The 25,021-nt window shown below is 65.7% G+C and carries 23 protein-coding genes; 19 read left to right on the forward strand and 4 right to left on the reverse strand.

Annotated elements, in window-relative coordinates; translation table 11 throughout:
- The first annotated feature begins 91 nt into the window (after nucleotides 1-91).
- The 4 genes from AC6JAC_RS10035 (at nucleotide 92) to AC6JAC_RS10050 (ending at nucleotide 4,536) form a co-directional block, all read left to right on the forward strand.
- Nucleotides 92-1,294, forward strand: a complete 1,203-nt coding sequence (locus AC6JAC_RS10035) for an ROK family transcriptional regulator (RefSeq protein ID WP_043437307.1) — start codon at nucleotides 92-94, stop codon at nucleotides 1,292-1,294.
- Nucleotides 1,295-1,408: 114 nt separating this feature from the next.
- Nucleotides 1,409-2,764, forward strand: coding sequence for an extracellular solute-binding protein (locus tag AC6JAC_RS10040; RefSeq protein ID WP_028269016.1), 1,356 nt, complete (start codon nucleotides 1,409-1,411; stop codon nucleotides 2,762-2,764).
- A 3-nt stretch (nucleotides 2,765-2,767) separates the two neighbouring features.
- A complete protein-coding gene (locus AC6JAC_RS10045; RefSeq protein WP_028269017.1) occupies nucleotides 2,768-3,649 on the forward strand; it encodes a carbohydrate ABC transporter permease in 882 nt (293 codons plus the stop codon).
- Nucleotides 3,646-4,536 carry a carbohydrate ABC transporter permease gene (locus AC6JAC_RS10050; RefSeq protein ID WP_028269018.1) on the forward strand — a complete coding sequence of 297 codons (891 nt, stop codon included), beginning with the start codon at nucleotides 3,646-3,648 and terminating at the stop codon, nucleotides 4,534-4,536. Before AC6JAC_RS10045 ends, AC6JAC_RS10050 begins: the two co-directional genes overlap by 4 nt.
- Nucleotides 4,537-4,544: 8 nt before the next feature.
- Here AC6JAC_RS10050 and AC6JAC_RS10055 read toward each other — a convergent pair whose 3' ends face one another.
- Entirely contained in the window at nucleotides 4,545-4,748 is a 204-nt protein-coding gene (locus tag AC6JAC_RS10055) for a hypothetical protein (protein ID WP_231510972.1), read from the reverse strand.
- A 162-nt stretch (nucleotides 4,749-4,910) separates the two neighbouring features.
- On the opposite strand from AC6JAC_RS10055, the gene AC6JAC_RS10060 reads away from it, so the two are divergent.
- The 6 genes from AC6JAC_RS10060 to AC6JAC_RS10085 are packed head-to-tail and all read left to right on the forward strand — an operon-like array spanning nucleotide 4,911 to nucleotide 10,237.
- Complete coding sequence (locus AC6JAC_RS10060) at nucleotides 4,911-5,915, forward strand: AAA family ATPase (protein WP_497964520.1); 1,005 nt, start codon at nucleotides 4,911-4,913, stop codon at nucleotides 5,913-5,915.
- A 10-nt stretch (nucleotides 5,916-5,925) separates the two neighbouring features.
- Complete coding sequence (locus AC6JAC_RS10065) at nucleotides 5,926-6,861, forward strand: DUF58 domain-containing protein (RefSeq protein WP_028269021.1); 936 nt, start codon at nucleotides 5,926-5,928, stop codon at nucleotides 6,859-6,861.
- The gene (locus AC6JAC_RS10070; protein WP_028269022.1) at nucleotides 6,851-7,420 is read left to right on the forward strand and encodes a hypothetical protein; all 570 of its coding nucleotides are present in this window, start codon (nucleotides 6,851-6,853) and stop codon (nucleotides 7,418-7,420) included. The genes AC6JAC_RS10065 and AC6JAC_RS10070 overlap by 11 nt, the downstream gene beginning before the upstream one ends.
- Complete coding sequence (locus tag AC6JAC_RS10075; RefSeq protein ID WP_028269023.1) at nucleotides 7,411-8,424, forward strand: vWA domain-containing protein; 1,014 nt, start codon at nucleotides 7,411-7,413, stop codon at nucleotides 8,422-8,424. Before AC6JAC_RS10070 ends, AC6JAC_RS10075 begins: the two co-directional genes overlap by 10 nt.
- The gene (locus AC6JAC_RS10080; protein ID WP_497964523.1) at nucleotides 8,421-9,431 is read left to right on the forward strand and encodes a vWA domain-containing protein; all 1,011 of its coding nucleotides are present in this window, start codon (nucleotides 8,421-8,423) and stop codon (nucleotides 9,429-9,431) included. The genes AC6JAC_RS10075 and AC6JAC_RS10080 overlap by 4 nt, the downstream gene beginning before the upstream one ends.
- Nucleotides 9,428-10,237 (forward strand): hypothetical protein, encoded by an 810-nt coding sequence (locus AC6JAC_RS10085; RefSeq protein WP_497964525.1) that lies wholly within the window; start codon nucleotides 9,428-9,430, stop codon nucleotides 10,235-10,237. The genes AC6JAC_RS10080 and AC6JAC_RS10085 overlap by 4 nt, the downstream gene beginning before the upstream one ends.
- A gap of 3 nt (nucleotides 10,238-10,240) precedes the next feature.
- On the opposite strand, the gene AC6JAC_RS10090 is transcribed toward AC6JAC_RS10085, so the two are convergent.
- The gene (locus tag AC6JAC_RS10090; RefSeq protein WP_497964527.1) at nucleotides 10,241-10,900 is read right to left on the reverse strand and encodes an SRPBCC family protein; all 660 of its coding nucleotides are present in this window, start codon (nucleotides 10,898-10,900) and stop codon (nucleotides 10,241-10,243) included.
- 419 nt (nucleotides 10,901-11,319) lie between these two features.
- On the opposite strand from AC6JAC_RS10090, the gene AC6JAC_RS10095 reads away from it, so the two are divergent.
- Together AC6JAC_RS10095 and metE are read left to right on the forward strand one after the other, a co-directional pair.
- Complete coding sequence (locus AC6JAC_RS10095; protein ID WP_028269026.1) at nucleotides 11,320-12,291, forward strand: methylenetetrahydrofolate reductase; 972 nt, start codon at nucleotides 11,320-11,322, stop codon at nucleotides 12,289-12,291.
- A gap of 106 nt (nucleotides 12,292-12,397) precedes the next feature.
- Complete coding sequence (metE, locus tag AC6JAC_RS10100; protein ID WP_347896130.1) at nucleotides 12,398-14,758, forward strand: 5-methyltetrahydropteroyltriglutamate--homocysteine S-methyltransferase; 2,361 nt, start codon at nucleotides 12,398-12,400, stop codon at nucleotides 14,756-14,758.
- 148 nt (nucleotides 14,759-14,906) lie between these two features.
- Here metE and AC6JAC_RS10105 read toward each other — a convergent pair whose 3' ends face one another.
- Nucleotides 14,907-15,413, reverse strand: a complete 507-nt coding sequence (locus AC6JAC_RS10105) for a DUF2004 domain-containing protein (protein ID WP_028269028.1) — start codon at nucleotides 15,411-15,413, stop codon at nucleotides 14,907-14,909.
- A gap of 110 nt (nucleotides 15,414-15,523) precedes the next feature.
- On the opposite strand from AC6JAC_RS10105, the gene AC6JAC_RS10110 reads away from it, so the two are divergent.
- Nucleotides 15,524-16,963 carry an aldehyde dehydrogenase family protein gene (locus tag AC6JAC_RS10110; RefSeq protein ID WP_051628654.1) on the forward strand — a complete coding sequence of 480 codons (1,440 nt, stop codon included), beginning with the start codon at nucleotides 15,524-15,526 and terminating at the stop codon, nucleotides 16,961-16,963.
- On the opposite strand, the gene AC6JAC_RS10115 is transcribed toward AC6JAC_RS10110, so the two are convergent.
- Complete coding sequence (locus AC6JAC_RS10115; RefSeq protein WP_028269029.1) at nucleotides 16,960-17,874, reverse strand: LysR family transcriptional regulator; 915 nt, start codon at nucleotides 17,872-17,874, stop codon at nucleotides 16,960-16,962. The genes AC6JAC_RS10110 and AC6JAC_RS10115 overlap by 4 nt on opposite strands.
- 209 nt (nucleotides 17,875-18,083) lie before the next feature.
- Between AC6JAC_RS10115 and AC6JAC_RS10120 the strand changes: the two genes are divergently transcribed.
- The 6 genes from AC6JAC_RS10120 to nrdE all read left to right on the forward strand — a co-directional run bounded on the left by AC6JAC_RS10120 (nucleotide 18,084) and on the right by nrdE (nucleotide 24,954).
- Nucleotides 18,084-19,463: an NAD(P)/FAD-dependent oxidoreductase gene (locus AC6JAC_RS10120; RefSeq protein ID WP_043437312.1), complete on the forward strand. Its 1,380-nt coding sequence runs from the start codon at nucleotides 18,084-18,086 to the stop codon at nucleotides 19,461-19,463.
- Nucleotides 19,463-20,194 (forward strand): DUF1365 domain-containing protein, encoded by a 732-nt coding sequence (locus AC6JAC_RS10125; protein WP_028269030.1) that lies wholly within the window; start codon nucleotides 19,463-19,465, stop codon nucleotides 20,192-20,194. The genes AC6JAC_RS10120 and AC6JAC_RS10125 overlap by 1 nt, the downstream gene beginning before the upstream one ends.
- On the forward strand, nucleotides 20,191-21,600 hold the full coding sequence (locus AC6JAC_RS10130; protein WP_028269031.1) for a class I SAM-dependent methyltransferase: 1,410 nt from the start codon (nucleotides 20,191-20,193) through the stop codon (nucleotides 21,598-21,600). The genes AC6JAC_RS10125 and AC6JAC_RS10130 overlap by 4 nt, the downstream gene beginning before the upstream one ends.
- A 405-nt stretch (nucleotides 21,601-22,005) precedes the next feature.
- Complete coding sequence (gene nrdH, locus AC6JAC_RS10135; protein ID WP_011692201.1) at nucleotides 22,006-22,251, forward strand: glutaredoxin-like protein NrdH; 246 nt, start codon at nucleotides 22,006-22,008, stop codon at nucleotides 22,249-22,251.
- A 115-nt stretch (nucleotides 22,252-22,366) separates the two neighbouring features.
- Entirely contained in the window at nucleotides 22,367-22,795 is a 429-nt protein-coding gene (gene nrdI / locus AC6JAC_RS10140) for a class Ib ribonucleoside-diphosphate reductase assembly flavoprotein NrdI (RefSeq protein WP_051628681.1), read from the forward strand.
- A 2-nt stretch (nucleotides 22,796-22,797) separates the two neighbouring features.
- Nucleotides 22,798-24,954, forward strand: coding sequence for a class 1b ribonucleoside-diphosphate reductase subunit alpha (gene nrdE / locus AC6JAC_RS10145; RefSeq protein WP_197024877.1), 2,157 nt, complete (start codon nucleotides 22,798-22,800; stop codon nucleotides 24,952-24,954).
- Nucleotides 24,955-25,021 lie beyond the last annotated feature (67 nt).

Raw genomic sequence — 25,021 nt, forward strand, 5'->3', positions numbered from 1 at the left:
AGCATCAGCAGTGCATAACCGAAGAAGTTTAGGGGAATCCGTGACTGAGATCCGCACGCCATCGCCGAGGCGCGGAACCAATTTGCCCCGTATGGGGGACTTCAATCTCACGGTGATCCTTGACGCCATCCGCCGCTCCTCGGGAGGCCTCAGCCGGGTGGAACTCGCCCAGATCGTGGGCCTGTCGCCGCAGACGATCTCCAACATCTCACGCCGCCTGCTTGACCAGAACCTCATCGTCGAAGCCGGCAAGGAAGGCAGCGGGCCGGGGAAGCCGCGCACCATCCTCCGGCTGAACCCCGCCGGGATGTACGCGGTGGGCGTTCACCTCGATCCCACCGTCACCACCTTCGTGGTGCTGGACCTCGTGGGGTCCGTTGTCAGGCACTCCAGGATCAACACTCCGGGCGCCAGCGATCCGGACGGCATCATTGCCATCATTGCCTCGGAGATCAAGGACCTGGTGGCCGCCTCCGGCGTTGATCCTGACAAGATTGCCGGCCTTGGCGTGGCCGCCCCGGGTCCGATCAACCTGGACGAGGGAACCGTGGTTGATCCGCCCCTCCTCCTCGGCTGGGACCGGGTGCCGCTCCGGGATGCCCTCGCGGAGGCCACCGGCCTGTCCACCCTGGTGGACAAGGACGTCACCAGCGCAGCCGTCGCCGAAACCTGGGCCGGCGGGCCCAGCGGCTCCGGCAGTTTCGTCTTCATGTACATGGGCACCGGCATTGGCTGCGGCATCGTCCTCAACGACGAAGTGGTCCGCGGAACCTCGGGTAACGCCGGTGAAATCGGGCACATCATTGTGGATCCGGACGGCCCGCCGTGCGACTGCGGGCTCAGGGGCTGCGTGAAGTCCAGCAGTATCCCGCAGGTCCTCGTGGCGCAGGCCGAAAGCGCCGGAGTCCTTGACGTTGTGCGCCACCCGTCCGGTGCGCTGGACATCCAAGAAAGTTTTGCCAGGCTCTGTGACGAGGCGGACGCCGGCAACCGCAAGGCGGCTGAGATCCTCGACCACTCCGCTGTCCTGGTCGCCCGGGCCGTGGCTGTAGTCACCAATACCCTCGACGTCGAGAGGGTGGTCTTCGGCGGTCCGTTCTGGACTCGTCTCTCCCGTCGTTACCTGGACCGGGTCCCCGGGTTGCTGGCGGAGAACAGCGCGGCCCGCCAGATTCATGACATTGAGGTTGTCGGAACCGGTGTAGGAGAGGATGTAGGTGCCATCGGCGCCGCCTGCCTGGTGCTTGAGCATACGCTGGCCCCTCGCGCGCAGCGGCTGCTGCTGGAAGGCTGAGGTCGGCGTCCCTGCTTGACAGAGGGAAGCACTAACCTGAAATTGCAAATCGGCTAAAGGCTGGGGCCAGCTGGAGGACATTGGGGGCTGCAGCCGCTCGAAGATTGGAGCGTCATGCACCGCCCTGCCAAATTCCTTGTGGCGCTGTTTTGTGCGACAGCGCTGGTGGCAACATCAGCCTGCTCCGCGGAACAGCCGGCCGCCGAAAACAAGACCCTGAAGATCGTCTACCAGAAGACCGATTCGTTTACTGCCCTTGACACGCTGTTCAAGGACGCCAAGAAAGACTTCGAAGCGGCAAACCAGGGCACAACCGTGGACCTGCAGCCCATCGAGGCCAACGATGACGATTACGGCACCAAGCTGTCGCTGGCCCTCAGGTCGGCGGAGACCGCCCCGGATGTCTTCTATGAGGACACCTTCAAAGTACGGTCGGACGTCGATGCCGGGTACCTCCTGAAACTGGACGGCTACCTCGAGAAATGGTCGGACTGGAAGCTGTACAACGAGGCCGCCAAAGCGGCCGGCACCGGCGACGACGGCGGCATCTATGCGGTGCCCCTCGGTACAGACACCCGCGCCATCTGGTACAACAAGACAGTCCTGCAAAAGGCGGGAATAACCGTCCCGTGGCAGCCCCGGAACTGGGACGAAATCCTGGAAGCGGCCCGCAAGATGAAAGCCGCGGACCCGTCGCTGGTCCCGTTCAACATGTACGCCGGCAAGGCCACCGGTGAGGGCACAGTCATGCAGAGTTTCTATGAGCTTCTCTACGGCACGGACAGCGAACTGTACGACCAGCAGGAAAAGAAATGGGTGGTGGGGTCCCAGGGTTTCAAGGATTCCCTGACTTTCCTGAAGACCCTGTATGACGAAGGGCTGGCCGTGACGCCGGCCGAGGCGCTCGATGCCAACGTCTGGAAGAAGGTCTTCGGCGAATGGCTGCCCAAGGGCAAAATGGGGGCCACCGTGGAAGGCTCCTACACGCCGTCGTTCTGGCAGAAGGGCGGCAACTATGAGTGGGCCGGCTACGCCGACGACATGGGCGTGGCGAAGTTCCCCACGCAGCGCGGCCAGGAACCAGGCGGCGTCAGCATGTCGGGGGGCTGGACGCTGGCCGTCGGGGCGGACTCCAAGAACCCGGACCTGGCTTTCAAGTTCTTGTCCGAGGCCTTGAGCAAGAAGAACTCCCTGGCGTTCACGGTGTCCGGTTCCCAGATCGCAGTCCGGACGGACGTCGCCGCCGAACCCGAATACCTGGCCGCAAATCCGTTCGTCAAGGACGTGTCCGAGCTCGTTTCCGTCACCCACTACCGGCCTGCCACAGCGGACTATCCGCGGATTTCCGCCGCAGTCCAGGTTGCCACTGAAGCCGTGATCACCGGTGCCCTCTCACCGCAGGAGGCAGCCGCGCAGTATGACAAGACAGTCAAGGACCTGGTGGGTGACGCCAAGGTCGTGCAGAAATGACGCATGGTTGAACGAAAAACGGTCCGGCAGCAGCTCCGGTTGCTGCCGGTTGTGCCGTCAGTCCTCCTGATACTCCTTTTCCTGGCCGCTCCCATCCTCTGGTCCTTCCATGCCTCCTTCACCAACGCGGCCCTCACCGGCCGCAATGCCAGGAACCCGGCCTGGACAGGCGTCGAGAATTATGTGCGGCTGCTGGGAGACTCTGCATTTCCGGCCGCGGTTGTCCTGACGGTCGTCTTTGTCGCGGCGTCGGCGGTGGTGGGCCAGAACATGCTTGGACTCCTGATCGCGGGCCTGATGACGCGGGCACGCAGGCCGGTGGCCGCCGTCGTCGGAACCGCCGTCGTTGCGGCCTGGGTGTTACCCGAGATCGTTGCGGCCTTTGCCGCGTACGCCTACTTCAGCAAGGACGGGACCCTGAACCAGGTGCTTGGCGGTGCGGGCATGGCCGGCGCCGACTGGCTGTACGCCTACCCGATGGTGGCCGTGGTGCTGGCCAACATCTGGCGCGGCACCGCGTTCTCGATGCTGGTGTACCGGGCAGCCCTGGCCGACGTGCCGCAGGACATCTCCGAGGCCGCCCTGATGGATGGTGCGGCTGGCTGGCAGCGCCTGGTGTTCATCACCCTGCCGCTGATCCGGTCCAGCATCGCCACCAACCTGATGCTTGTGACGCTCCAGACCCTGGCCGTTTTTACCCTGATCTGGGTGATGACGGCCGGCGGTCCGTCCAACGCCAGCACCACCTTGCCGGTCCTTGCCTACCAGGAAGCCTTCAAGTTCGGCGACATTGGCTACGGCACCGCCATCGCCTCGGTGCTCATTGTTCTGGGCCTGGTGTTCGGGATTGCCTACGTCCGGCTCCTCAGGGGCGATAAACGATGACGACGGCGGGCCGGCCGGAATTGGACGAAACGTCACGGCGCGTCCGGCACGGCCAAGGGGAACGGCCGGGACGCCGCCGGGGCCGGGGTCCGGCGGACGCCGCTTTGCTGCTGATCGGCGCCTGCTTCGTCCTGCCGCTGCTGTGGCTGGTGTTCGGCTCGCTGGACGCCGAGGCCGGCTACCAGACGCGGCTGCCGGCCAGCGCCTCGTTAGCGAACTTCACCGCGGTCCTTACGCCGGAGCTGCTGCTCAGGCCGCTCTGGAACAGCCTGCTGCTCTCAGCCGGGACAGCGTCTGTAACCCTGGTGGCCGCTGTGCTGGCTGCCTACCCCCTGTCCCGCTTCGAGTCCAGGTTCAACCGGCCGTTCATGTACTCGATCCTGTGCGGTACCTGCCTGCCGGTAACCGCAATCATGGTGCCTGTGTACGGCCTGTTCGTCCAGCTGCGGCTGCTGGATTCCCAGCCGGCCACGGTTCTCTTCATGGCTGCAACCGCGCTTCCCATGGCCATCTGGATGACCAAGAACTTCATGGATGCGGTTCCCGTTTCGCTGGAGGAGGCCGCCTGGGTGGATGGCGCGTCCGGGCTCACGGCCCTGCGCGCCGTGGTGCTGCCGCTCATGCGCCAAGGCCTGGGTGTGGTCTTCATCTTTGTTTTCATCCAGACATGGGGCAATTTCTTCGTGCCCTTCATCCTGCTGCTGTCGCCGTCCAAGCAGCCCGCTTCGGTCTCGATCTTCAGTTTCTTCGGACAGCACGGCGCGATTGCCTACGGCCAGCTGGCCGCATTCTCGATCCTCTACTCGGTTCCGGTCCTGGTCCTCTACGTCCTCGTGGCGCGCGGAGCCGGCGGATCGTTTGCGCTGTCCGGGGCGATGAAAGGCTGAGCCGGCTATCAGTCGATGTCTTCGACAACCGTTCCGAACGGGATCGTGTCATCCAGATGGGCCTGGTGGCCGGTGGGCCCCGGGTTGTAGAGGACCCTGACCCCATGCAACTTCTCCGCCGCAGACTGCATAAGGATCGGCCGGACGGTGTTGATGAAACTCTCGCTCTTGCCGGCGAGATACTCCTGGTAACTGGCTGGAAGCTGAATCATGCCATCAGGATAGTCCTGAGCGGCCCGCATGGGGAGGGTTCCCCATTGCAGAATCCGCGGACCACGGCTTGGATAGGATGGCCCGTGGCGGACGCGTTGTGACCGCCAGAGGGTCCGGCAGCACCAGCGGCCGTCCACGAACAGCAACCAGGGGGATTTCGAGTGCTTCAGTCAACGGCCGCCGTCCGGATCGAAGCGGCGGAACTGGCCCGGGCGCAGCAGGTCATGGCCAGCATCTCGCGCAGCTTCGACGCGAAGGTCGTGGGGCAGGCGAGGCTCCGGGAATCGCTGCTGGTAGGACTCATGACCGGCGGCCACATCCTGCTGGAAAGCGTCCCGGGGCTGGCGAAGACCACCGCTGCGCAGACAGTCGCGGAATCCGTGAGTGCCGAGTTCCGGCGGATCCAGTGCACCCCTGACCTCCTGCCCAGCGACATCGTAGGCACCCAGATCTATGATGCGGCCAAGGGAACGTTCGTCACGCAGTTGGGGCCGGTGCACGCCAACATTGTGCTCCTGGACGAGATCAATCGCTCCAGTGCAAAAACACAAAGTGCCATGCTCGAGGCGATGCAGGAGCGGCAGACGTCCATCGGGGGAGTGGTGCACCGGCTGCCCAGCCCGTTCCTGGTGCTGGCAACGCAGAACCCCATCGAACAGGAGGGCACCTACCTGCTGCCCGAGGCACAGATGGACCGTTTTATGCTCAAAGACGTCCTTGACTACCCCACGCCGGCCGAAGAGGCCGAGATCATCCGCAGGATCGATTCGGGCGTCTTCACCGACGAACAGCGTCCGGCCGCCGCGTCGCTGGACGCGGTCTCGGAAGTGCAGGGACTGGTCAAGCGCGTTTACATCGACCCGGCGATCGTCCGGTACATCGTCGGCCTGGTGTTCGTCACCCGGAACGCCGCCCAGTACATCGACTCCCGGCTGGCGGGGTTCATCGAATTCGGAGCCAGCCCGCGTGCCAGCATCGCCTTCAGCCAGGCCGCCCGCGCAGTCGCCCTCCTGAACGGCCGGGACCACGTGATCCCCGAGGACGTGAAGGCGCTGGCCCACCGTGTGCTCCGGCACAGGATCATCCTCGGCTTCGAGGCGGTGGCGGAGCAGGTTCCGGTGGAGACGGTCATCGACGCCATCGTGGCATCCGTCCAGACTCCCTGAGCGCGCGCCTGTGTCCAGCCTCCTGACCCGGGTGAAATCGAAGATGTCCATCTTCGCCCACCGCAAAGCCCGGGGAATGCTCGACGGCGAATACGGTTCCGTCTTCAAAGGCCGCAGCCTCGACTTTGACGACCTCCGGGCCTACCTTCCCGGAGACGAAGTCCGCGACATCGACTGGAAAGCTTCCGCCCGGCACGGATCCCCGCTCATCAAGCGCTATGTTGCCGTGCGGCGGCAGACGGTGCTGCTGGTGACGGATACCGGACGCAATATGGCTGCTTCCTCGCTCGGCGGCGAAGCGAAGAAGGACGTTGCCGTGATGGCCCTGGGGGTGGTGGGCTACCTGGCCCACCGTCACGGCGACGTGGTGGGGCTGGTGTGCGGTGACGAGGCCGAATCCCGGTCCCTGCCCGCGAAAGCCGGTGAAGCGCACCTGGAAAGGCTCCTCCGCGCAGTCAACGACAGCACGGCACTGACCTCGCCCCGCAGCAGCATCGGCGAGCAGCTCTCCTACGTGGCACGCAACTTCGGCCAGCGCATGCTGCTCTTCGTGGTGGCCGACGAAGTGGTGCCGGACGCCGGGATGGAGCGGGTGCTGCGCCGTCTGCGCGCCCAGCACGAGGTCCTCTGGCTGACGGTACGCGACGCACAGCTGGCGGGGGCCGGCCCTGCCGGGCTACAGCCGGCCCGAACGGAAGCGGCGGGGGCACAAACGGCCGGCCCGCCTGCCGACCGCTACGATGTTGCGGACGCCGGCCTCCTTCCCGGCCGCCTCGCGGCATCTGATACTGTGATCCGCGCCTACGCGGCGGCACAGGAGCAGCGGGATGCGGCCCGGGAATCCGTGCTGCGGCGGCTGGGCATTGCCCACGTCCAGGCAGGCAGCAGCCATGACGTGATGCCCGCGGTGTTCACCCTGCTGGAACGGCACCGCCGTGGAAAATGACGCAGGCTTCTACGCTCCTTTGAGCTACAGCCCCTGGCTGCCGTGGGCCGGTCTGGTCCTGCTGGTGCTCGCCGCCGCCTGGCTTGCATACGTCTTCCTGAGCACCCGGCAACAAGACAGCTCAATAACGGCTCCCGCCTCCGGGCCGCCGTCGGATCCGTCCGGACTCAAACGGGACTACCTGCGCCGGATTGACGCGGTGGCAGCCGCGGCCGCCACAGGCAGGCTGTCCGCCCGCGCCTCGCACCAGGAGCTCAGCCTGCTCATCAGGAGCTTTGTCCGCGACATTGCCGGCATCGACGCCCCGCGGATGACCCTGGCAGAGCTCCGCGAACAGAACATTCCCGCGGCCGCCCTGGCCGTCAGCAGCCTCTATCCCGCGGAATTCGGCCCTGAAGGCCCGGAACCCCGCGCCCCTGAACCCCGGGACCCTGAACCCCGGGACCCGGAACCCCGGGACCCGGAACCCCGGGACCCGGAACCCCGCGCCCCTGAACCCCGGGACCCTGTCGCGGCTGCCGCGGAAACAGCCCGGGAGGTGGTCCGGACATGGAACTGATCTTCTGGTGGATGATTCCGGCCGCCCTGCTCCTTGGTGCGGGGACATACTGGCTGGCCCGGAAACGGGAACAGGGCCGCCAAGCCGCCCTGCGGCCGGTGGCCCACGGCCACCGGCTCACCGAACTGCCGGAGTACCAGGCGGCAGTGCGTCGCCATCGCCGCTGGCTCACGGTGGCTGCCATCGCCGGGGGAGTCCTGATGGCTGCAGCCCTGGTGGCCGCGGCCAGGCCGGCCGGGCGCAGCACCATCAGTCCCGAGCAACGCAACCGCGACATCATCCTGTGCCTTGACGCCTCCGGATCCATGAGCAGCGCCGACGCGGCGGTCGTGGAGGTCTTCGCCCGCCTGGCCCAGGGATTCGACGGCGAACGGCTGGGCCTGACCGTCTTCGACAGCAGCGCGGTGCAGGTCTTCCCCTTGACGGACGACTACGACTTCGTGCAGGAACAACTGCAGGCCGCCAGGGAGGCATTTGACGGCGCGCCCGGCAGCGCCGGATTCCTGGACGGCACGTGGAACGGTGCCGGATCCTCCCTGATCGGGGACGGCCTGGCCTCATGCGTGCAGGGCTTCCCGGCAACTGACGGGGGAGGCGCGGACGGAAGCGGCGGTTCGGAGGAGCGGTCCCGTTCCGTCGTCCTGGCCACCGACAACTTCGTCTCGGGCGAACCCATCTTCACCTTGACCGAAGCGGCAGCGCTGGCCAGAAAGAAGGACGTGCGGGTCTACGCCCTCAACCCGGGGGACTTCGACTACGGAACGGACCCCGATCAACCCGGTGCCGAGCTGCGTGCGGCCGCAGAGGGGACAGGCGGGGCCTACTACCCCCTGGACAGTCCGGACGCGGTCGCGGATATCATCCGCAAGGTTCAATCGACGGAGGCCACCGCCTTTACCGCCGCCCCGAAGGCCGTCGTTTCGGACCGCGCCGAGATCCCGCTGGGCATCGCCCTGGTCTCCGGCCTGGTCCTGGCAGGCGCCACCTGGAGGCTGAGGTCTTGACCTTCCAACCCATCTGGCCGTGGTGGATCATGCTTCCCGCTCTTGCCGGGCTCGTCGTTGTCCTGGGGTGGACGGCCGTCCGGAGCCGGCAGCCTGGAGCAGTACTCCACGGCCTGCTGCTGCCCGCCGGCCTCATGGCACTGCTGCTGCTGGCGGCGCTCCGGCCGGGCGTGCCCGGCGGCAGCGTCCGGTCAGCAGCCGCCGACCTGAATGTCTTTTTCGTCGTCGACACCACCAGCAGCATCGCGGCCGAAGACTACGGAAACGGCAGCCCCAGGCTCGACGGCGTCCGGAAGGACATCATGGCCATCGCAGGGGAGCTGGCCGGTGCAAGGTTTTCCCTGATAACGTTCGACTCCCAGGCGGTGGTCCGGATGCCGCTGACCACGGACACGTCAGCCCTCAACACCCTCACCGGCGTGTTGGAACCCCAGATCACCCAGTATTCGACGGGCAGCAGCGTCACTGTGGCCGGGACTGTCCTCAACGAGCGGCTCAAGGCTGCCAGGGACAGCCACCCTGAGCGGGCGCGGATTGTGTACTACCTCGGCGACGGCGAACAGACCAGCGGCAAGGCGCCGGAGCCGATGCGCGTTGAAGGCTCGCTGGTCAACGGCGGCGCGGTGCTTGGTTACGGCACCGGGCAAGGCGGACGGATGAAGGAAAAATCCAGCTATTCGTCCGAGGGTACCGCCGCCTACATCCAGGACCGCAGTGCCGGCAACGCCGGGGACGCCGTGTCCCGAATCGACGAGGACACCCTCCGGGAAGTGGCGTCACAGCTTGGCGTGCCCTACCTCCACCGCGCGGCCGGGGACGGGACGGCCCCGATGATGCAGGCGGCCAGGCCCGGCGCGCTCCACGAGACCTCGGAGTCACTCGAGGGAAGGACGGAGCTCTACTGGGCCCCGGCACTGGCTGCGTTCATCCTTGCGCTGTGGGAAAGCATCCGCGTGCTCCGCCAGTTGAAGCAACTCCGGCCCGGAAGAACGGAGTTCGGCCGATGAACCCCGAAAAGAGCCCGTCAGCCGTGCCGGGCCGCGACAAGCACCGGAGGCGCAGGTTGCTGCTGCTATCCGCAGCGCCCGTGCTGGTTGCCGTGGCGCTCGCTGTCAAGCTTCTGAGCGTCGGCTATCTGGGCAGCGAAGCGGCGGCGTCATTCGGCCGCGGTGACCAGGCCGGCGCGGCTTCCGCGGCGTCCGGCCTGGGCATTGCCAACGTGGTGGAGCGGCACAAGGCGCCCTTTGCCGCAGGCGACGCCCTGGTGCTCAGCGGGGATTTCAGCGGTGCCCGCAGACTCTTTGAAGCATCCCTTGCTGACGCTCCGCCAGCCGATGAGTGCAAGGTGCGTGTCAACCTGGTCCTCAGCATTGAACGGCTGGCGGACGCGGAAACGGCGGCAGCCGACGCCGCCAGGCCCGCCGATGCCGCCAAGTCCGGGCAGTCGGCCGCTGATGCGTCCCGCCTGTATGACGAAGGCCTGGAGGTCATCAGGGCGGCTCCGCAGGGTTGCTTCAACCCGGACGAAAGCCAGGACAATGCCAACGGCGCAGACGGTGAGGGTGACCGGCTCCGCGGAGCGGAAGAACGGCTGCAGTCCAAAGCGGAAGAGCTTGGCGCCGCGGGGCCCGACGCTGAAACCGGGAACGGCGCAGACAAGCAGCCGCAGCCCGATCCGGAACCGCAGCAGAGCCGGCTGGACAAGCTGGAGGAGTCCGCCAAGTCCGCGCAGCGGGAACGAAACGGCGGCAGGCAACGGGACGAATACCTGGGTAACAACGATGCCGGGAGCGGCACGGACAGGCCCTGGTGATCTTCACCGTTGTTCGCGGGCTTTGGTAGTTTCCAGCCGCTCTGCACGCTGGCGTATGCCCAGGAGCATTCTGCGCTCCATGATGAACCAGGCCAGATCGATGAGCGGTCCAAGAACCCACAGGACGGTCCGGGTGTAGATCCTGATCCGCACGCGGCTTACCAGCCGGGTGCCGTTCGTGTCCGGGTCCAGGGCGAAACACCAGCTGACGCGTGCCGGCACAGGTTCCAGCACCATGTGGTGTTCGGGGTCAAGGGCGGCGACCGGCCAGTCCGGACCCCTGCCAAGCGGGATCACGTCGCCTGCCCTGAGCTGTTGAAACCCGGGAAGGATCCGGTTGACGCTGGGGCCGCTCAATATTCCGAACGTGCGATCCAGGAAATCGTAGCTGTAAAGGCCTCCGCGGCCGTCTCCCATCTGCACCAGCCACGGCCAGATGCTGCCGGGAGCGGCCTGAATGGAAACGGCCCTTGTGGAAACCACGAACGGGTCAGGTACCAGGGCGTCTCCCGGCATGGATGCCTCCGCTTCCGCCAGTGTGGCCCCCCAGCAGAGGTGATGCGGGCGCAGGACGGCGTGATAGGTAACCGCAGTGGCCAGCCATCCGGTAAACGCTTTGAGGATCAAGGCCGTCAGGTGCCGCGGGGGTCCGAAGCCGGTCATGGACGAAGCCTCCTTACCTGCTCTCTAAGCCATGCTAGGAGCACGCTGGACGGGTAGGGCAGGGGCTGTAGTCAATTTCCGGCCTTTCGGCGAACAATGTTCTACGCGGCGGCGCAACAGAGCGTAAAGGTGCGTCTTAATTCGGGTGCCAGCTTGAACGCCTCCGGGCCGGGCCCTAGAGTCTTATACAAGTTACCGAGGTAACGTGTCAGCGATCCTCCGCCAGGAGGGTGTGGGTGCCCCCATGTGGGCCTGACATTTGCTCACGGACAACTTCTTATCAGGCGTAACAGTCGCGGCTGCGCCCTGCCGAAGTTCACTCCGTGTTCCCAAACTCAAATTCATTGACGGTTCTGCGTCTCCGAGGTCCCCTGGACCGAGGTGCACATGCCGGCAATGGCCCAAAGCCAAGGACGCAAATGTCTCCACCTAGCCTTATTGACACACATCCGAATCTCTCCGACACCGCTCCGGTGGCTCTTTCCTATGAGCTGTTCCCGCCGCGTTCGGCGGCTGCCGCCGCGTCGCTCTGGACCACCATTGGCGAACTGGAAGCCACGGACCCGGACTACGTTTCCGTGACGTACGGCGCCAGCGGCTCCAACCGGGACACCGCCGTCGAACTCATCAACCGGCTCCTGCTGGAAACGACCCTCCGGCCGCTGGCCCACCTGACCTGCGTGGGCAACACACCGGAGGAACTCTCCGAGATCATCGGTGAACTGCTCGACGTCGGCGTCCGCGGGATCCTGGCCCTCCGTGGTGACCAGCCCAAGGATGGCGGAACGCCTGCCAGCGGCTCGCTGCGGTACGCCCAGGACCTGATCGAACTGATCCGCCGCGTGGAGCAGCGCCGTTCAGCGCTGCTCTGTGCCGGCAAGGTGGCGGTCGGCGTTGCCGCGTACCCCACCCGGCACCCTGAGTCACCCACGGAAGCCCACGACGTCGAGGTGCTGCTGGCCAAGCAGCGCTCCGGTGCGGACTTCGCCATCACGCAGGTGTTCTTCCACACCGAGCAGTACGCCGACCTCATCACGAGGGCCCGCCGTGCGGGGGTCACCATCCCCATCATTCCGGGTGTGATGCCCCTGACCAGCGTGCGCCGGCTCAACCGCCTGGGCGAGCTGACCGGCGTCGAACCCGCTCCGGAACTCATGGCGCGGCTGGCCGCTGCGGACACCGACGCCGAACGACGGCTGATCGGGGTCCGGGCAACAGTGGACCTGGCCAATGCCGCCCTGGACGCCGGCGCGCCGGGAATCCACTTGTACACCTTCAACGAGCACGCCTGCGCGCTCGAGGTCCTGGACAAGCTGGCCCTGCCCCGTCCCGTCCGTCCGGCGAGCAGGCTCAATGCCATTGCGCGCCGCCACCAGGAAATGGCGAGCTAGAAGCCGGTCCCAACCGTCAGCTCCGCCCGCCAAAACTGGCCCCTGCACCAAAACTCCCAGCCGTAATACACCCATGCCTTTCACCAACACATCCAAGGACTTTCACATGACTGAGCAGAACACCCCGGCCGTGACCACTCCCTTCCCCGCCGCCTCGATCCTGGGCTACCCGCGCATCGGCCGCCGCCGCGAACTGAAGAAGGCCGTCGAAGCCTACTGGGCCGGCAAGATCGACGCCGCCGCCCTGGACGCCGCTGCCAAGGAAATCCAGCTGGGCACCGCCAAGCGCCTGCAGGGCCTGGGCCTGACCGAAGCCGCCGCTGTTCCGGGCACCTTCTCCTACTATGACCAGGTGCTCGACGCCGTCGCCCACCTCGGCGCTGTCCCGGCCCGTTTCGGCAACCTCCTCAACGCCGAGGGGCAGCTGGATATCGACGGCTATTTCACGCTGGCCCGCGGTAACAAGGACGAACAGCCGCTGGAAATGACCAAGTGGTTCGACACCAACTACCACTACCTGGTTCCGGAGATCGGCCCGGAGACCAACTTTGCGCTGACCTCCAACCGCATCGTCGAGGAATTCGAATACGCCCTCGCCAACGGTGTGGAGACCCGCCCGTACATCGTGGGTCCGGTCACCTTCCTGCTGCTGAGCAAGGCTTCCGACGACGCCCCGGCCGGCTTCAGCCCGCTGTCCCGCCTTGAGGACGTCCTGCCGGTCTACACCGCGCTACTTGAGAAGCTGGCCGCCGCAGGTGCCAGCTGGGTCCAGCTCGACGAGCCCGCCCTCGTTGTCGACCAGGACACCTCCGCCGAGGAAATCCAGGCCGCCGTCGCCCGCTCCTACGAGGTCCTGTCCGCTGTGGCCCAGCGCCCGCAGCTGTTCGTCTCCACGCCGTACGGCGCACTGAACGGCCAGCTCGGCACCCTGGCCGCCACCAACATCGACGCGCTGCACATCGACGTCTTCAAGGGCGCCGTTCCGTCCGCAGCGGCACTCGCCGCACTGGGCAACAAGACCCTGGTTGCCGGCGTCGTGGACGGCCACAACATCTGGCGCAACGATCTCGCCGCCTCTGCGGAGAAGATCGCCGAACTGAAGAAGTCCGTGGCCAAGCTCGCCATCAGCACCTCCACCTCCACGCAGCACGTGCCGCACGACGTCGAGGAAGAAGCCCAGCTGTCCGCGCAGCTCCGCAGCTGGCTGGCGTTCGCCGACCAGAAGGCCGTTGAGGTTGCCACCCTCGCCGGCCTGCTGAGCGACGCTGCCGGTGTTGAAACAAGCTCAGTGCAGCGGGCCATCGACGAGGCTACCCGCATCATCGCCTCCCGCGCCGCCGCCGAGGGCGTGCAGCGCGCCGACGTCCGTGCGCGCACCGCCGCCCTGACCCCGGCCGACTTCAACCGCTCCGAGTACTCGGTCCGCGAAGCCGCCCAGGAAGAGGCACTGCACCTGCCGCCGCTGCCGACCACCACCATCGGTTCCTTCCCGCAGACCTCCGAAATCCGTTCGGCCCGCGCCCGCAACAACAAGGGCGACCTCACCAACGAGCAGTACGAGCAGCTCATGAAGGACGAGATCAAGCGCGTCGTGGAGCTGCAGGAAGAGCTCGGTTATGACGTCCTGGTGCACGGCGAGCCCGAGCGCAACGACATGGTCCAGTACTTCGCCGAGAACCTTGAAGGCTTCGACGTTACGGTCCACGGCTGGGTCCAGTCCTACGGCTCACGCTGCACGCGTCCGTCCATCCTCTGGGGCGACGTCACCCGCAGCGCCCCCATCACGGTGGCCTGGGCCGAATACGCCCAGTCGCTGACCAGCAAGCCGATGAAGGGCATGCTCACCGGTCCGGTCACCATCCTGGCCTGGTCCTTCGTCCGCGACGACCAGCCGCTGGGTGAAACCGCCAACCAGGTGGGACTGGCGCTGCGCGACGAGATCGCTGACCTCGAAGCGGCCGGCATCAAGGTCATCCAGGTGGACGAACCCGCACTGCGCGAACTCCTGCCCCTGCGCAAGGCCGACCAGGCTGCCTACCTGGACTGGTCCGTGAACTCGTTCCGCCTGGCCACCGCCGGTGCGGCCGACGCCACGCAGATCCACACCCACCTGTGCTACTCCGAGTTCGGCGCCATCATCGACGCGATCGACGGCCTGGATGCTGACGTCACCTCGATCGAGGCCGCACGTTCACGCATGGAGGTTGTCCACGACCTCGAGTCCCACGGCTTCGGCCGCGGCGTTGGCCCGGGCGTCTACGACATCCACTCGCCGCGCGTCCCGGGTGAGCAGGAAGTCACCGAGCTGCTCAGCACCGCCGTGAAGCACGTTCCGTCCCGCCAGCTCTGGGTCAACCCGGACTGCGGCCTGAAGACCCGCGGCTACGCCGAGACCGAAGAGTCCCTGCGCAACCTGGTCACGGCCACCAAGACGGTCCGCGCGGAACTGCTGCAGGCAGCCAAGTAGGGCTTTGCCCGCTCAACCACCGCACAACGCACGACGGCGGCCGGTCACCTCAGGTGACCGGCCGCCGTCGTGCTTTACCTATCGATTGCTGAGCAACCGCCGTTTTGACGGTTCAAAAGGGCCGTTGCGGAGCAGTCGATGCAGCGCTTTACGACTCCCAGACGATCTCGTCGTCCACCACACCGTCCTCGTCAGCGGACGCCACCAGGACTTCGTCGGTGAAGTGCTCGCCCAGGGTGAAATCCAGGACGAAGTAGCGTTCGGGCTGGCCGGGGTAGATGCCCACGTGGCCAAGTTTCAGCGCCTTCAGGAACACGGCATTGGTCAGCTGGCTCTTGTCCTCCACGCCGAACACCTTCTTGAGGTGCTCGTCCTTGATGGCGTTGCAGTGGAAGTGCCGGTACTCCTGGGGGCTGGTGCCCTCCTGCTCCAGTTCCTCGGCGATCATGTCCCGGACCTGGTCCACGAGCTCGGGCAGGTACCGCAGCCGGTAGTCAACCTTGTGCATGGCCGCCTCGTCGAAGTGGTCGTGGGCATTGATGTTCAAGTCCAGCTCTACCGGCTGGCCGCCCAGTTCATGCTTCGCTGCGATGTTGTGGTCCCGGCCGTGGTTGAGCTCGATTTCACCAAAGTGCCGGCTCGCTACCTTGTTCATATCTTCAACATAGCCCTCTCGGGCAGTCCATTCCAGCATCCGGGATTTTTTCTGGGACTGTATCCCCGCGCTGCAACCCGGCTGCATCCCGGCGCGGGTACATTGATCGGATGCACACTGCCGCCGCCGTCGCCCGATCCCGCGAGCTCTTCGACAGCGGGGTGACCCGCCCGCTGGCGTGGCGCCTCGAACAACTCGGCAACCTGCGCAGGATGCTCACGGAACGGCGTGAGGATTTCATCGCTGCACTGTCCAGCGACCTGGGGAAGCACCGGACCGAGTCCGTGATGACCGAAATTGCCTTTGTGACCGCGGAAGCCGCCCACCTGGAACGGCACCTGGCGGCGTGGATCCGGCCCCGCCCGGTGGCCGTGCCTGTTGTCCTGCAACCCGCGCGGGCGTGGACCGAGCTGACTCCGCTTGGTGTGGTGCTGGTGATCGGGACCTGGAACTACCCGGTCCAGCTGACCCTCGCACCCATGGCCGGAGCACTGGCGGCCGGCAACACCGTGGTGGTCAAGCCCAGCGAGCATGCCCCCGCCACGTCGGCGGCCCTGGCCCGCTGGGTGCCTGAATACCTCGACGGCGCCGCGGAGGTGGTGACCGGCGGTATCCCGGAAACCACCGCGCTGCTGGCGGAGCGTTTCGACCACATCTTCTTCACCGGCGGGCAGGCAGCGGCCCGTGTCGTCATGCGGGCTGCAGCCGAGCACCTGACTCCCGTGACCCTGGAACTGGGCGGCCGGTGCCCGGCCTTCGTGGACGAAACCGCCGACCTGGCCACCACTGCACGGCGCATTGCCTGGGGCCGGTTCGTGAACGCCGGCCAGACATGTGTGGCTCCGGACTATGTGCTGGCAGCACCCGAAATACTGGACGCCCTCCAACCGCTGATCGTGGACGCCATAACCTCCATGTTCGGCGAGGATCCTGCGGGCAGCGCTTCCTACGGCCGGATCGTTGATGACCGGCACTTCGAGCGGCTCGCTGAGCTGGCCGACAGCAGCACCGTGGTCCACGGCGGCCAGCGGGACCCCGGCAGCCGCTACTTTGCGCCCACCCTCCTGCGGCCAGCCCCCGGGGACGCAATCCTGGGCGAGGAAATCTTCGGCCCGCTCCTGCCACTGGTGGCTGTGTCAGGACAGGACGAGGCCATCCGGATGATCAATGCCGACCCCAAGCCGCTGGCGGTTTATGTATTCAGCGCCGATGACAGAGTCCGCAGTTCCTTCGCTGCCGAAACCTCATCGGGTGCGCTTGCGTACGGGGCGCCGGCCGCGCACGTCTCGGTCCCGGGACTCCCGTTCGGCGGGGTCGGCGGCAGCGGCATGGGGGCTTATCACGGCGAACATTCCGTGCGGACGTTCTCGCATGAGCGGGCCAGCCTGGACAAGCCGCTATGGCCGGACACTTTCGGGCTTGCCTATCCGCCCTACGGCAAGGCGAAGGACAAACTCGTGACCACCCTGATGTCGTTCGCCGGGCGGGCGCCGGGGCTTCCGAAAATCCTGCGTTCCAAGGCCCGCCGCTTCCGGGCCCGCGAATCCTAGCGCGTGGCTCCCAGGCTGTGCAGGGTGTCGGCCAACAGTTCGACGAAGAGCTGGACGCGTGCCGTCTGCTTGTCGTTGATCAGCAGGGCAAACACGTTGCGGGCAAGCCTGATCTCCGGAACATCGAGGACCACCACCCCGGCCGGCCGGTGCCGAAGGGCCAGCTCCGGCACGAGCGCGGCACCCAGGCCCGCGGCTGCCATTTCCAGGCTCGCGTGGAAGTCGTCGCTATAAGCCACCACTCGCGGGTGCAGGTTGCAGCTGGCGAACAGGCGTTCAATAACCGTGGCGTCGCTGGTGCCCGGGTGATGGACAATCCACGGCATGTCCGAGAGGTGGTCCGCCGCCACCTTGGCGTCGGCGCGGAAACCCCAGGCCGCGGGCAGCACCACGCGGAATTCGTCGTCGCCGATCCACTGCCGGTTCACGGTGTGGGGCCACGCCAGGCCGGACTGGCCCACCTGGTAGACCAGGGCAACATCGAGTTCGCCGCCGGTGCGGAGCCCCTGGATGGTCTGGGACGGCTCCGCCACGGACACCCTGAGGTCGATGCCCAGGTCCTTCCACTTCGGGTTCTGCAGGATCCGGGGAAGCACATAGGTTGCCAGGCTGGGGAAGATGCCGAGCCTCAGTTCCTGGTGGGTGGCGTCGTGCGTCCGGGAGGCAGCGGCCATCAGGGCCTCGATGTCCGTCAGGACCTTGGCGGCATGCCGCGTCATCACCAGGGCGGCTTCGGTGGGCTGGATGCTCCGGGCTGAACGCTGGAAGAGGTCCACGCCGGTGTCCCGCTCCAGGGCGGACATCTGCTGGGAAACAGCCGACGCCGTATAGCCCAGCCGGTTGGCGGCAGCCGCGAACGAACCCAGGCGGGTGACCTCCACGAGGGTCCGCAGGTGAACAGGGTTGATCAATGGTTGTCCTTCGCCTCGGAAATCCCGCTTCATTGTGGCATATCGCCCCGCGGCCCCGGAATGTCGCCGCGGACGGGCCGTGTCCATGGGGAAGAATCGCGTCAAGGCGCCCGGCTGAAATTCGCAGTCATCCGGGCGCCCTTCGGTGACGAATTGCCCATAAGACGATTCATCAGGACGATTCAGGCGAAGCCAACAGGAGTAGATCAGTGTCGCAAGCAGCAACGATTCCGGACGGCCGGCGGGTAGCCGTCATTGGCAGCGGCGTGGCAGGGCTGACCGCAGCCTATGTCCTGAACCGGCGGGACAACGTGACCCTGTTCGAGGCCGACTCCCGGCTGGGCGGCCATGCCCACACCCACGACGTCCCGCAGGCCGGCGGCCCGGTCCTGGGCGTGGACACAGGTTTCATCGTGCATAACGAACGCACTTACCCGACTCTCCTGCGGCTCTTCGCGGAGCTGGGGGTGGAGACGCAGGACTCCGAGATGAGCATGTCGGTCCGCTGCGACGGCTGCGGCCTCGAATATGCCGGTGCCCGCGCCAAGGGGCGCGGCATTATCCCGCGGCCCTCCACCCTGCTGCGCGGCAGGTACCTGCTGATGCTGCTGGAAGTAACGCGTTTCCACCGCCGTGCCCGCGCCCTGCTGGCAGCGTCCGGCACCGCCGCGTCAGGAGACTCATCGGGCAACACGGACCCGGAACTGACGCTGGGGGAGTTCCTCGCCCGCGAGAAGTTCAGCAGCTACTTCATCTCGCACTTCATGACCCCCGTGGTGAGCGCCGTCTGGTCCTGCGACCCCACCACTGCCCTGGCTTATCCGGCCCGCTACCTGTTTACGTTCCTGGCCCACCACGGCCTGCTCGGAGTTTCCGGCTCCCCGCAGTGGCGGACGGTCAAGGGCGGCTCGCGCACCTACGTGGACAAGCTGGCCGCCACGCTGCCAGACATCCGGCTGTCCAGTCCGGTCACGGCGGTGCGACGCGACGGGGAGGGCGTTGAACTGACCACCCCGCACGGTACGGAAACCTTTGACGCCGTCGTGATTGCCACGCATCCCGCGCAGGCGCTGCGCATGCTCGCCGATGCTTCACCGGCGGAGGAGGAGGCGCTCGGCGGAATGCCCTACTCGGTCAACCAGACGCTGTTCCACCGCGACGAAGCCGTGCTGCCTGCCAGCGCCAATGCGCAGGCGTCCTGGAACTACCGGCTGCCGTCCTGCGATGCACGTCCGGACAAGGTGCTGGTCAGCTACGACATGACGCGCCTGCAGCGCCTCGAGCCCGCTGACGGCGGGCGCTACATCGTGAGCCTCGGTGAGTCCGAACTCATCGCCGACGGCACCGTCCTGGACCGGATGGTCTACGAACACCCGCAGTACACCCCCGGTTCGCTCCGGGCCCAGCAGCAGGTCCTCGCACTGGGGGACGGGCGCCTTGCCTTTGCCGGCGCGTACCATGGCTGGGGTTTCCACGAGGACGGAGCGCTCTCCGGGGTCAAGGCCGCCGCCCGGCTCGGCCGGGACTGGGAACAGCCGGCCGGCGTTTCCGGTCCCGCACTGGCGGGCGTCGCCGCGGAGGGCGCCTGATGAACACCCAGGCGGCCATCTACCGCACCTCCATCGCGCACGTGCGCCGCACGCCGCTGCACAATGCGTTCACGTACCGCAGCTACAGCTGGTTTGTCGACGTCGACCGGCTTCCGTCACTGCCGTGGCCGCTCCGGCTGCTCGCCGATTTCCGTGCCTCGGATCACCTCGGCGACGCGGAAGGCTCGCTCCGCGGCAACGTGGAGCGGTTCCTGCGGACCCGGGGGATAGAGCCCGACGGCGGCCGGATCACCATGCTTGCCAGCGCCCGGGTGTTCGGCCACGTGTTCAACCCGCTCAGCCTGTTCTGGTGCCACGACGCCGTCGGGAACCTGCGGTGCGTTGTTGCCGAAGTGCACAACACCTACGGTGAACGGCACTGCTATCTGCTCGAAACGGACGACGCCGGCAGGGCCAGCGTGCCCAAGGCGTTCTATGTTTCCCCCTTCAACGACGTCGAAGGCCAGTACCGGATGAAGCTCCCGGAACCGGGGGAGCGGCTCGCGGTGTCCATCGTTCTGGAGCGCGAAGGGCAGAAGCCCTTCATCGCGACCGTCGACGGCGAACGCCACGACGCCTCCCTGCCGAACATTCTCTCCGCTGCGCTCGCCGTGCCCCTGGCACCGCTGCGTGTAGCAGCGCAGATCCGCTGGCAGGGCATCAAGCTCTGGGCACGTCGCCTGCCCATCATCAAACGACCACACCACCCCTCACAGGAGGCAGTCCAGTGACCATTACCGAAGCTACCGGATCCGCAGCAGGACAGCCTGCGAACGAGCGTTCCGCCCACGCCCGCGCCGGCCTCGCCGCTGGCTCCGCAGTGCCCTACACCGTTCCCCAGCCGCCCGCAGTGGTTGACGCCGACATCTGGCCGAGCATTGCCACGGTGCCCTCGTCGCTCAAGGCGAGGGTTGCCGGCCGGGCTGCCGACGCCATCTTCAAGGCAGCGGTTCGGCGGCTTCCGCTCGAGGTCCGCTACCCCGACGGGACCGTTCTGGGAAAGGCGGCCCCCGGCGCGGCAGAGGCGTCCGGCCGCCCCTACCCGGTGATGACCATGAACCGTCCCGAAGCGTTCGCTGCCCGGCTCGGCGACGGCGGACTCATCGGCCTGGGTGAGTCCTATATGGCCGGCGACTGGGACGCCGATGACCTCACCGCAGTGATGGAGGTCTTCGCTGCCCGCGTCGGCACGCTGGTGCCCGAGCCGCTGCAGAAACTGCGGGCCCTCTACCTGCCGCGCCAGCCGCGCAGGGAACGTAACACGGAGCAGAACACGCGGTCCAACATCTCGCGGCACTACGACCTCTCCAACGAGCTCTTTGCGTCCTTCCTGGACAGCACCATGACCTACTCCAGCGCCCTTTTCCCGGAGAGCGGCGACGCCCTTCGGCACGTTGCCTGGGACGGTTTCGCCGAGGCGCAGCAGGCCAAGATCGACCGGCTGCTGGACAAGGCCGGCGTACGCGAGGGGACGCGTGTGCTGGAAATCGGCACCGGCTGGGGCGAGCTCGCGCTTCGTGCGGCAGCCCGCGGAGCGACGGTCTACTCGGTCACGCTGTCCAGCGAACAGCAGGAGCTCGCCCGCCAGCGCGTGGCCGAGGCCGGCTACGCCGACGCCGTCACCATTGAACTCAAGGACTACCGTGCGGTGGAAGGCGAGTACGACGCCGTCGTCTCGGTGGAAATGATCGAAGCCGTCGGCTACGAGTACTGGGCTACGTACTTCCAGACGATCGAACGCGTCCTGGCCCCCGGCGGGAAGGTGGCCATCCAGGCCATCACCATCGCGCACGACCGGCTGATCGCCACCCGGACGAGCTACACGTGGGTGCACAAGTACATCTTCCCCGGCGGCGTCATCCCGTCTGTCCGGGCCATCGAGGAAATCACCGAGAAGCAGACCGGACTCCGGGTCCGGGAACGCCTTGCCATGGGCGAGCACTATGCGCAGACCCTGCGCCTCTGGGAGGAACGGTTCATGTCCCGCGCCGACGAGGTGGCGGCCATGGGCTTCGACGCGATCTTCCAGCGGATGTGGCTGTTCTACCTCTGCTACTCCCGGGCGGGCTTCGAGACGGGCTACCTCGACGTCCAGCAGATCGTCCTGGACCACGCAGCGACAAAGCACCACATCTAGTTCCGTTCATCACATCGGGGCCCTGAATCTTCATTCAGGGCCCCTTTTGTGTGCCTTCCGACACGCCCGCCGCACCGTCGCGACACGCCGTCCACCGGGCGACACGCGGGACGTTTAATTGTGGCTAACTACTCCACAGGGTGTGGATTTCGTCCGCGAAAACAGCTGAATTCCGGACATTTTTGACCACGCTGCCTGTGGATTAACGGTGCATTAAATGACATACTTGTAATACATCATCTTGGGGTCCGCATCGGGGCCGTGCACTACATGTAGTATCGACATACAGATTGAGCGGGACGCAGGACCGGCGCGGATGAGGGGTTTCAGTTCCGGGCAGTGTCTACCGCAACGATGGACAAGAGACTTCAAAAAGCAGTGACTTCAACAAAGGGGACAGGAACCATGACCGTTACGGTTTACACGAAGCCGGCCTGTGTTCAGTGCAACGCAACGTACCGCGCGCTGGACAAGAAGGGCATCACCTACCAGAGCGTCGACATCTCCCAGGACGCGGACGCCCTTGAGCGGCTGAAGGCCCTCGGCTACATGCAGGCCCCCGTCGTGGTCACGGACCAGGACCACTGGTCAGGCTTCCGCCCGGACAAGATCGAAGAGCTGGCGCTGAGCGCTGCCGCATCCGTGGCCTAGCCCAGGCTTCACCGCCGCTTCCGGCACAGAACTTTACGTAGATGAGGTGACTCCCATGGCAGCGCCGGCACTTGCCGATGCGCCGCTCGCAGCGGATGCTGCGAATACGACGCCGATGACACGGACATCCAGTCACCTCATCTACTTTTCCTCCGCCTCCGAGAACACCCGGCGCTTCGTGGAGAAGCTCGGCCGGGATGCGGCCAGGATTCCCCTGCATCAGCGAGAAGCTGAACTCGTGGCCTCCGAGCCCTTCGTGCTGGTGGTTCCCACCTACGGCGGGACCGGCGGTGAGGGCTCGGTGCCAAAACAGGTCATCCGGTTCCTCAACAACCCGCAGAACAGGACACTGATCCGCGGAGTGATCAGCGCAGGAAACACAAATTTCGGGGACAACTTCTGCATGGCGGGCGACATCATCGCCTTCAAATGCCAGATACCGCACCTCTACCGCTTCGAACTCATGGGGACGCCTGAAGACGTCCGCCTGGTAAATCAAGGATTGGACAAGTTTTGGACACTACTGTCGCAGACACAGAAGTAACCATGCCCGCCGTCGAGAAGACCGCAGAGAAGCCGCCGCTGCCCGCCGCCTACAAGGGCCTGGGCTATCACGAGCTGAACGCCATGCTGAACCTGTACGGACCGAACGGTGAAATCCAGTTCGAGGCGGACCGCGAGGCCGCACACCAGTACTTCCTGCAGCACGTGAACAACAACACCGTGTTCTTCCACGACCTGGAAGAGAAGCTCGACTACCTGGTGAAGAACCAGTACTACGAGCGCGAGACCCTCGACCAGTACACGATGAACTTCATCCGCGAGCTCTTCAACCGCGCGTACAAGAAGAAGTTCCGCTTCGAGACCTTCCTGGGCGCCTTCAAGTTCTACACGTCCTACACGCTGAAGACCTTTGACGGCAAGCGCTTCCTGGAGCGCTACGAGGACCGCGTGTGCATGGTTGCCCTGCACCTGGCCCGCGGCGACGAGCAGCTTGCCCTGCAGATGGTTGACGAGATCATCGAGGGCCGCTTCCAGCCGGCCACGCCCACGTTCCTGAACGCCGGCAAGAAGCAGCGCGGCGAGCTGGTCTCCTGCTTCCTGCTCCGCATCGAAGACAACATGGAGTCGATCGGCCGGTCCATCAACTCCGCCCTGCAGCTGTCCAAGCGCGGCGGCGGCGTGGCGTTCGCGCTGACCAACATCCGCGAAGTCGGCGCGCCGATCAAGCAGATCGAGAACCAGTCCTCCGGCGTCATCCCCGTGATGAAGCTCCTCGAGGACAGCTTCTCCTACGCCAACCAGCTCGGTGCCCGCCAGGGTGCCGGCGCCGTGTACCTGCACGCCCACCACCCGGACATCTACCGGTTCCTGGACACGAAGCGGGAAAACGCGGACGAAAAGATCCGCATCAAGACCCTCTCGCTCGGCGTTGTCATCCCGGACATCACCTTCGAGCTGGCCAAGCGGGACGAGGACATGTACCTGTTCTCCCCGTATGACGTCGAAAAGGTCTACGGCATGCCGTTCTCCGACGTCTCGGTCACCGAGAAGTACTACGAGATGGTGGACGATTCCCGGATCAAGAAGACCAAGATCAAGGCGCGCGAGTTCTTCCAGACCCTCGCGGAGATCCAGTTCGAATCCGGTTACCCGTACATCATGTTCGAGGACACCGTAAACCGGGAAAACCCGATCGACGGCAAGATCATCATGTCGAACCTGTGCTCCGAGATCCTCCAGGTCTCGCAGCCCACCACGTACCACGATGACCTGTCCTACGACCAGACCGGCAAGGACATCTCCTGCAACCTGGGCTCGCTGAACATCGCGAAGACCATGGATTCGCCGGACTTCGGCCTGACCATCGAGACGGCCATCCGCTCGCTTTCGGCTGTTTCGGACATGTCCAACATCACCTCGGTGCCGTCCATCGCCCGCGGCAACGACCAGAGCCACGCCATCGGCCTCGGCCAGATGAACCTGCACGGCTACCTGGCACGTGAGCGGGTCCACTACGGTTCGGAAGAGGGCCTGGACTTCACCAACATCTACTTCTACTCGGTGGTGTACCACGCGGTGCGCGCCTCCAATAAGCTGGCCATTCAGACGGGTCAGACGTTCGGCGGCTTCGAGAAGTCCAAGTATGCCTCGGGCGAGTTCTTCGACAAGTACACGGAGCAGGAGTGGGTGCCGCAGACCGAGAAGGTCGCGGAGCTGTTCAAGAACATCCACATCCCCACGCAGGATGACTGGCGCGAGTTGAAGGCTTCCGTCATGGAGCACGGCATCTACAACCAGAACCTGCAGGCCGTCCCGCCGACGGGCTCGATCAGCTACATCAACAACTCCACCTCCTCGATCCACCCGGTAGCGTCCAAGATCGAGATCCGCAAGGAAGGCAAGCTGGGCCGCGTGTACTATCCGGCGCCGTACCTGACGAACGACAACCTGGAGTACTACCAGGACGCGTACGAGATCGGCTACGAGAAGGTCATCGACACCTACGCCGCTGCTACGCAGCACGTGGACCAGGGCCTGTCCCTGACGTTGTTCTTCAAGGACACCGCCACGACGCGCGACATCAACAAGGCGCAGATCTACGCCTGGAAAAAGGGCATCAAGACCATCTACTACATCCGTCTCCGCCAGCTCGCGCTGGAAGGGACCGAGGTGGACGGCTGCGTCAGCTGCATGCTCTAATCTTCAACTAAATCGTGACAGTACGACGGCGGGCGCCCGCCCGCCGTCGTACGCTTAACTTCAAGAA

Source organism: Arthrobacter sp. KUASC02, assembly GCF_059739395.1.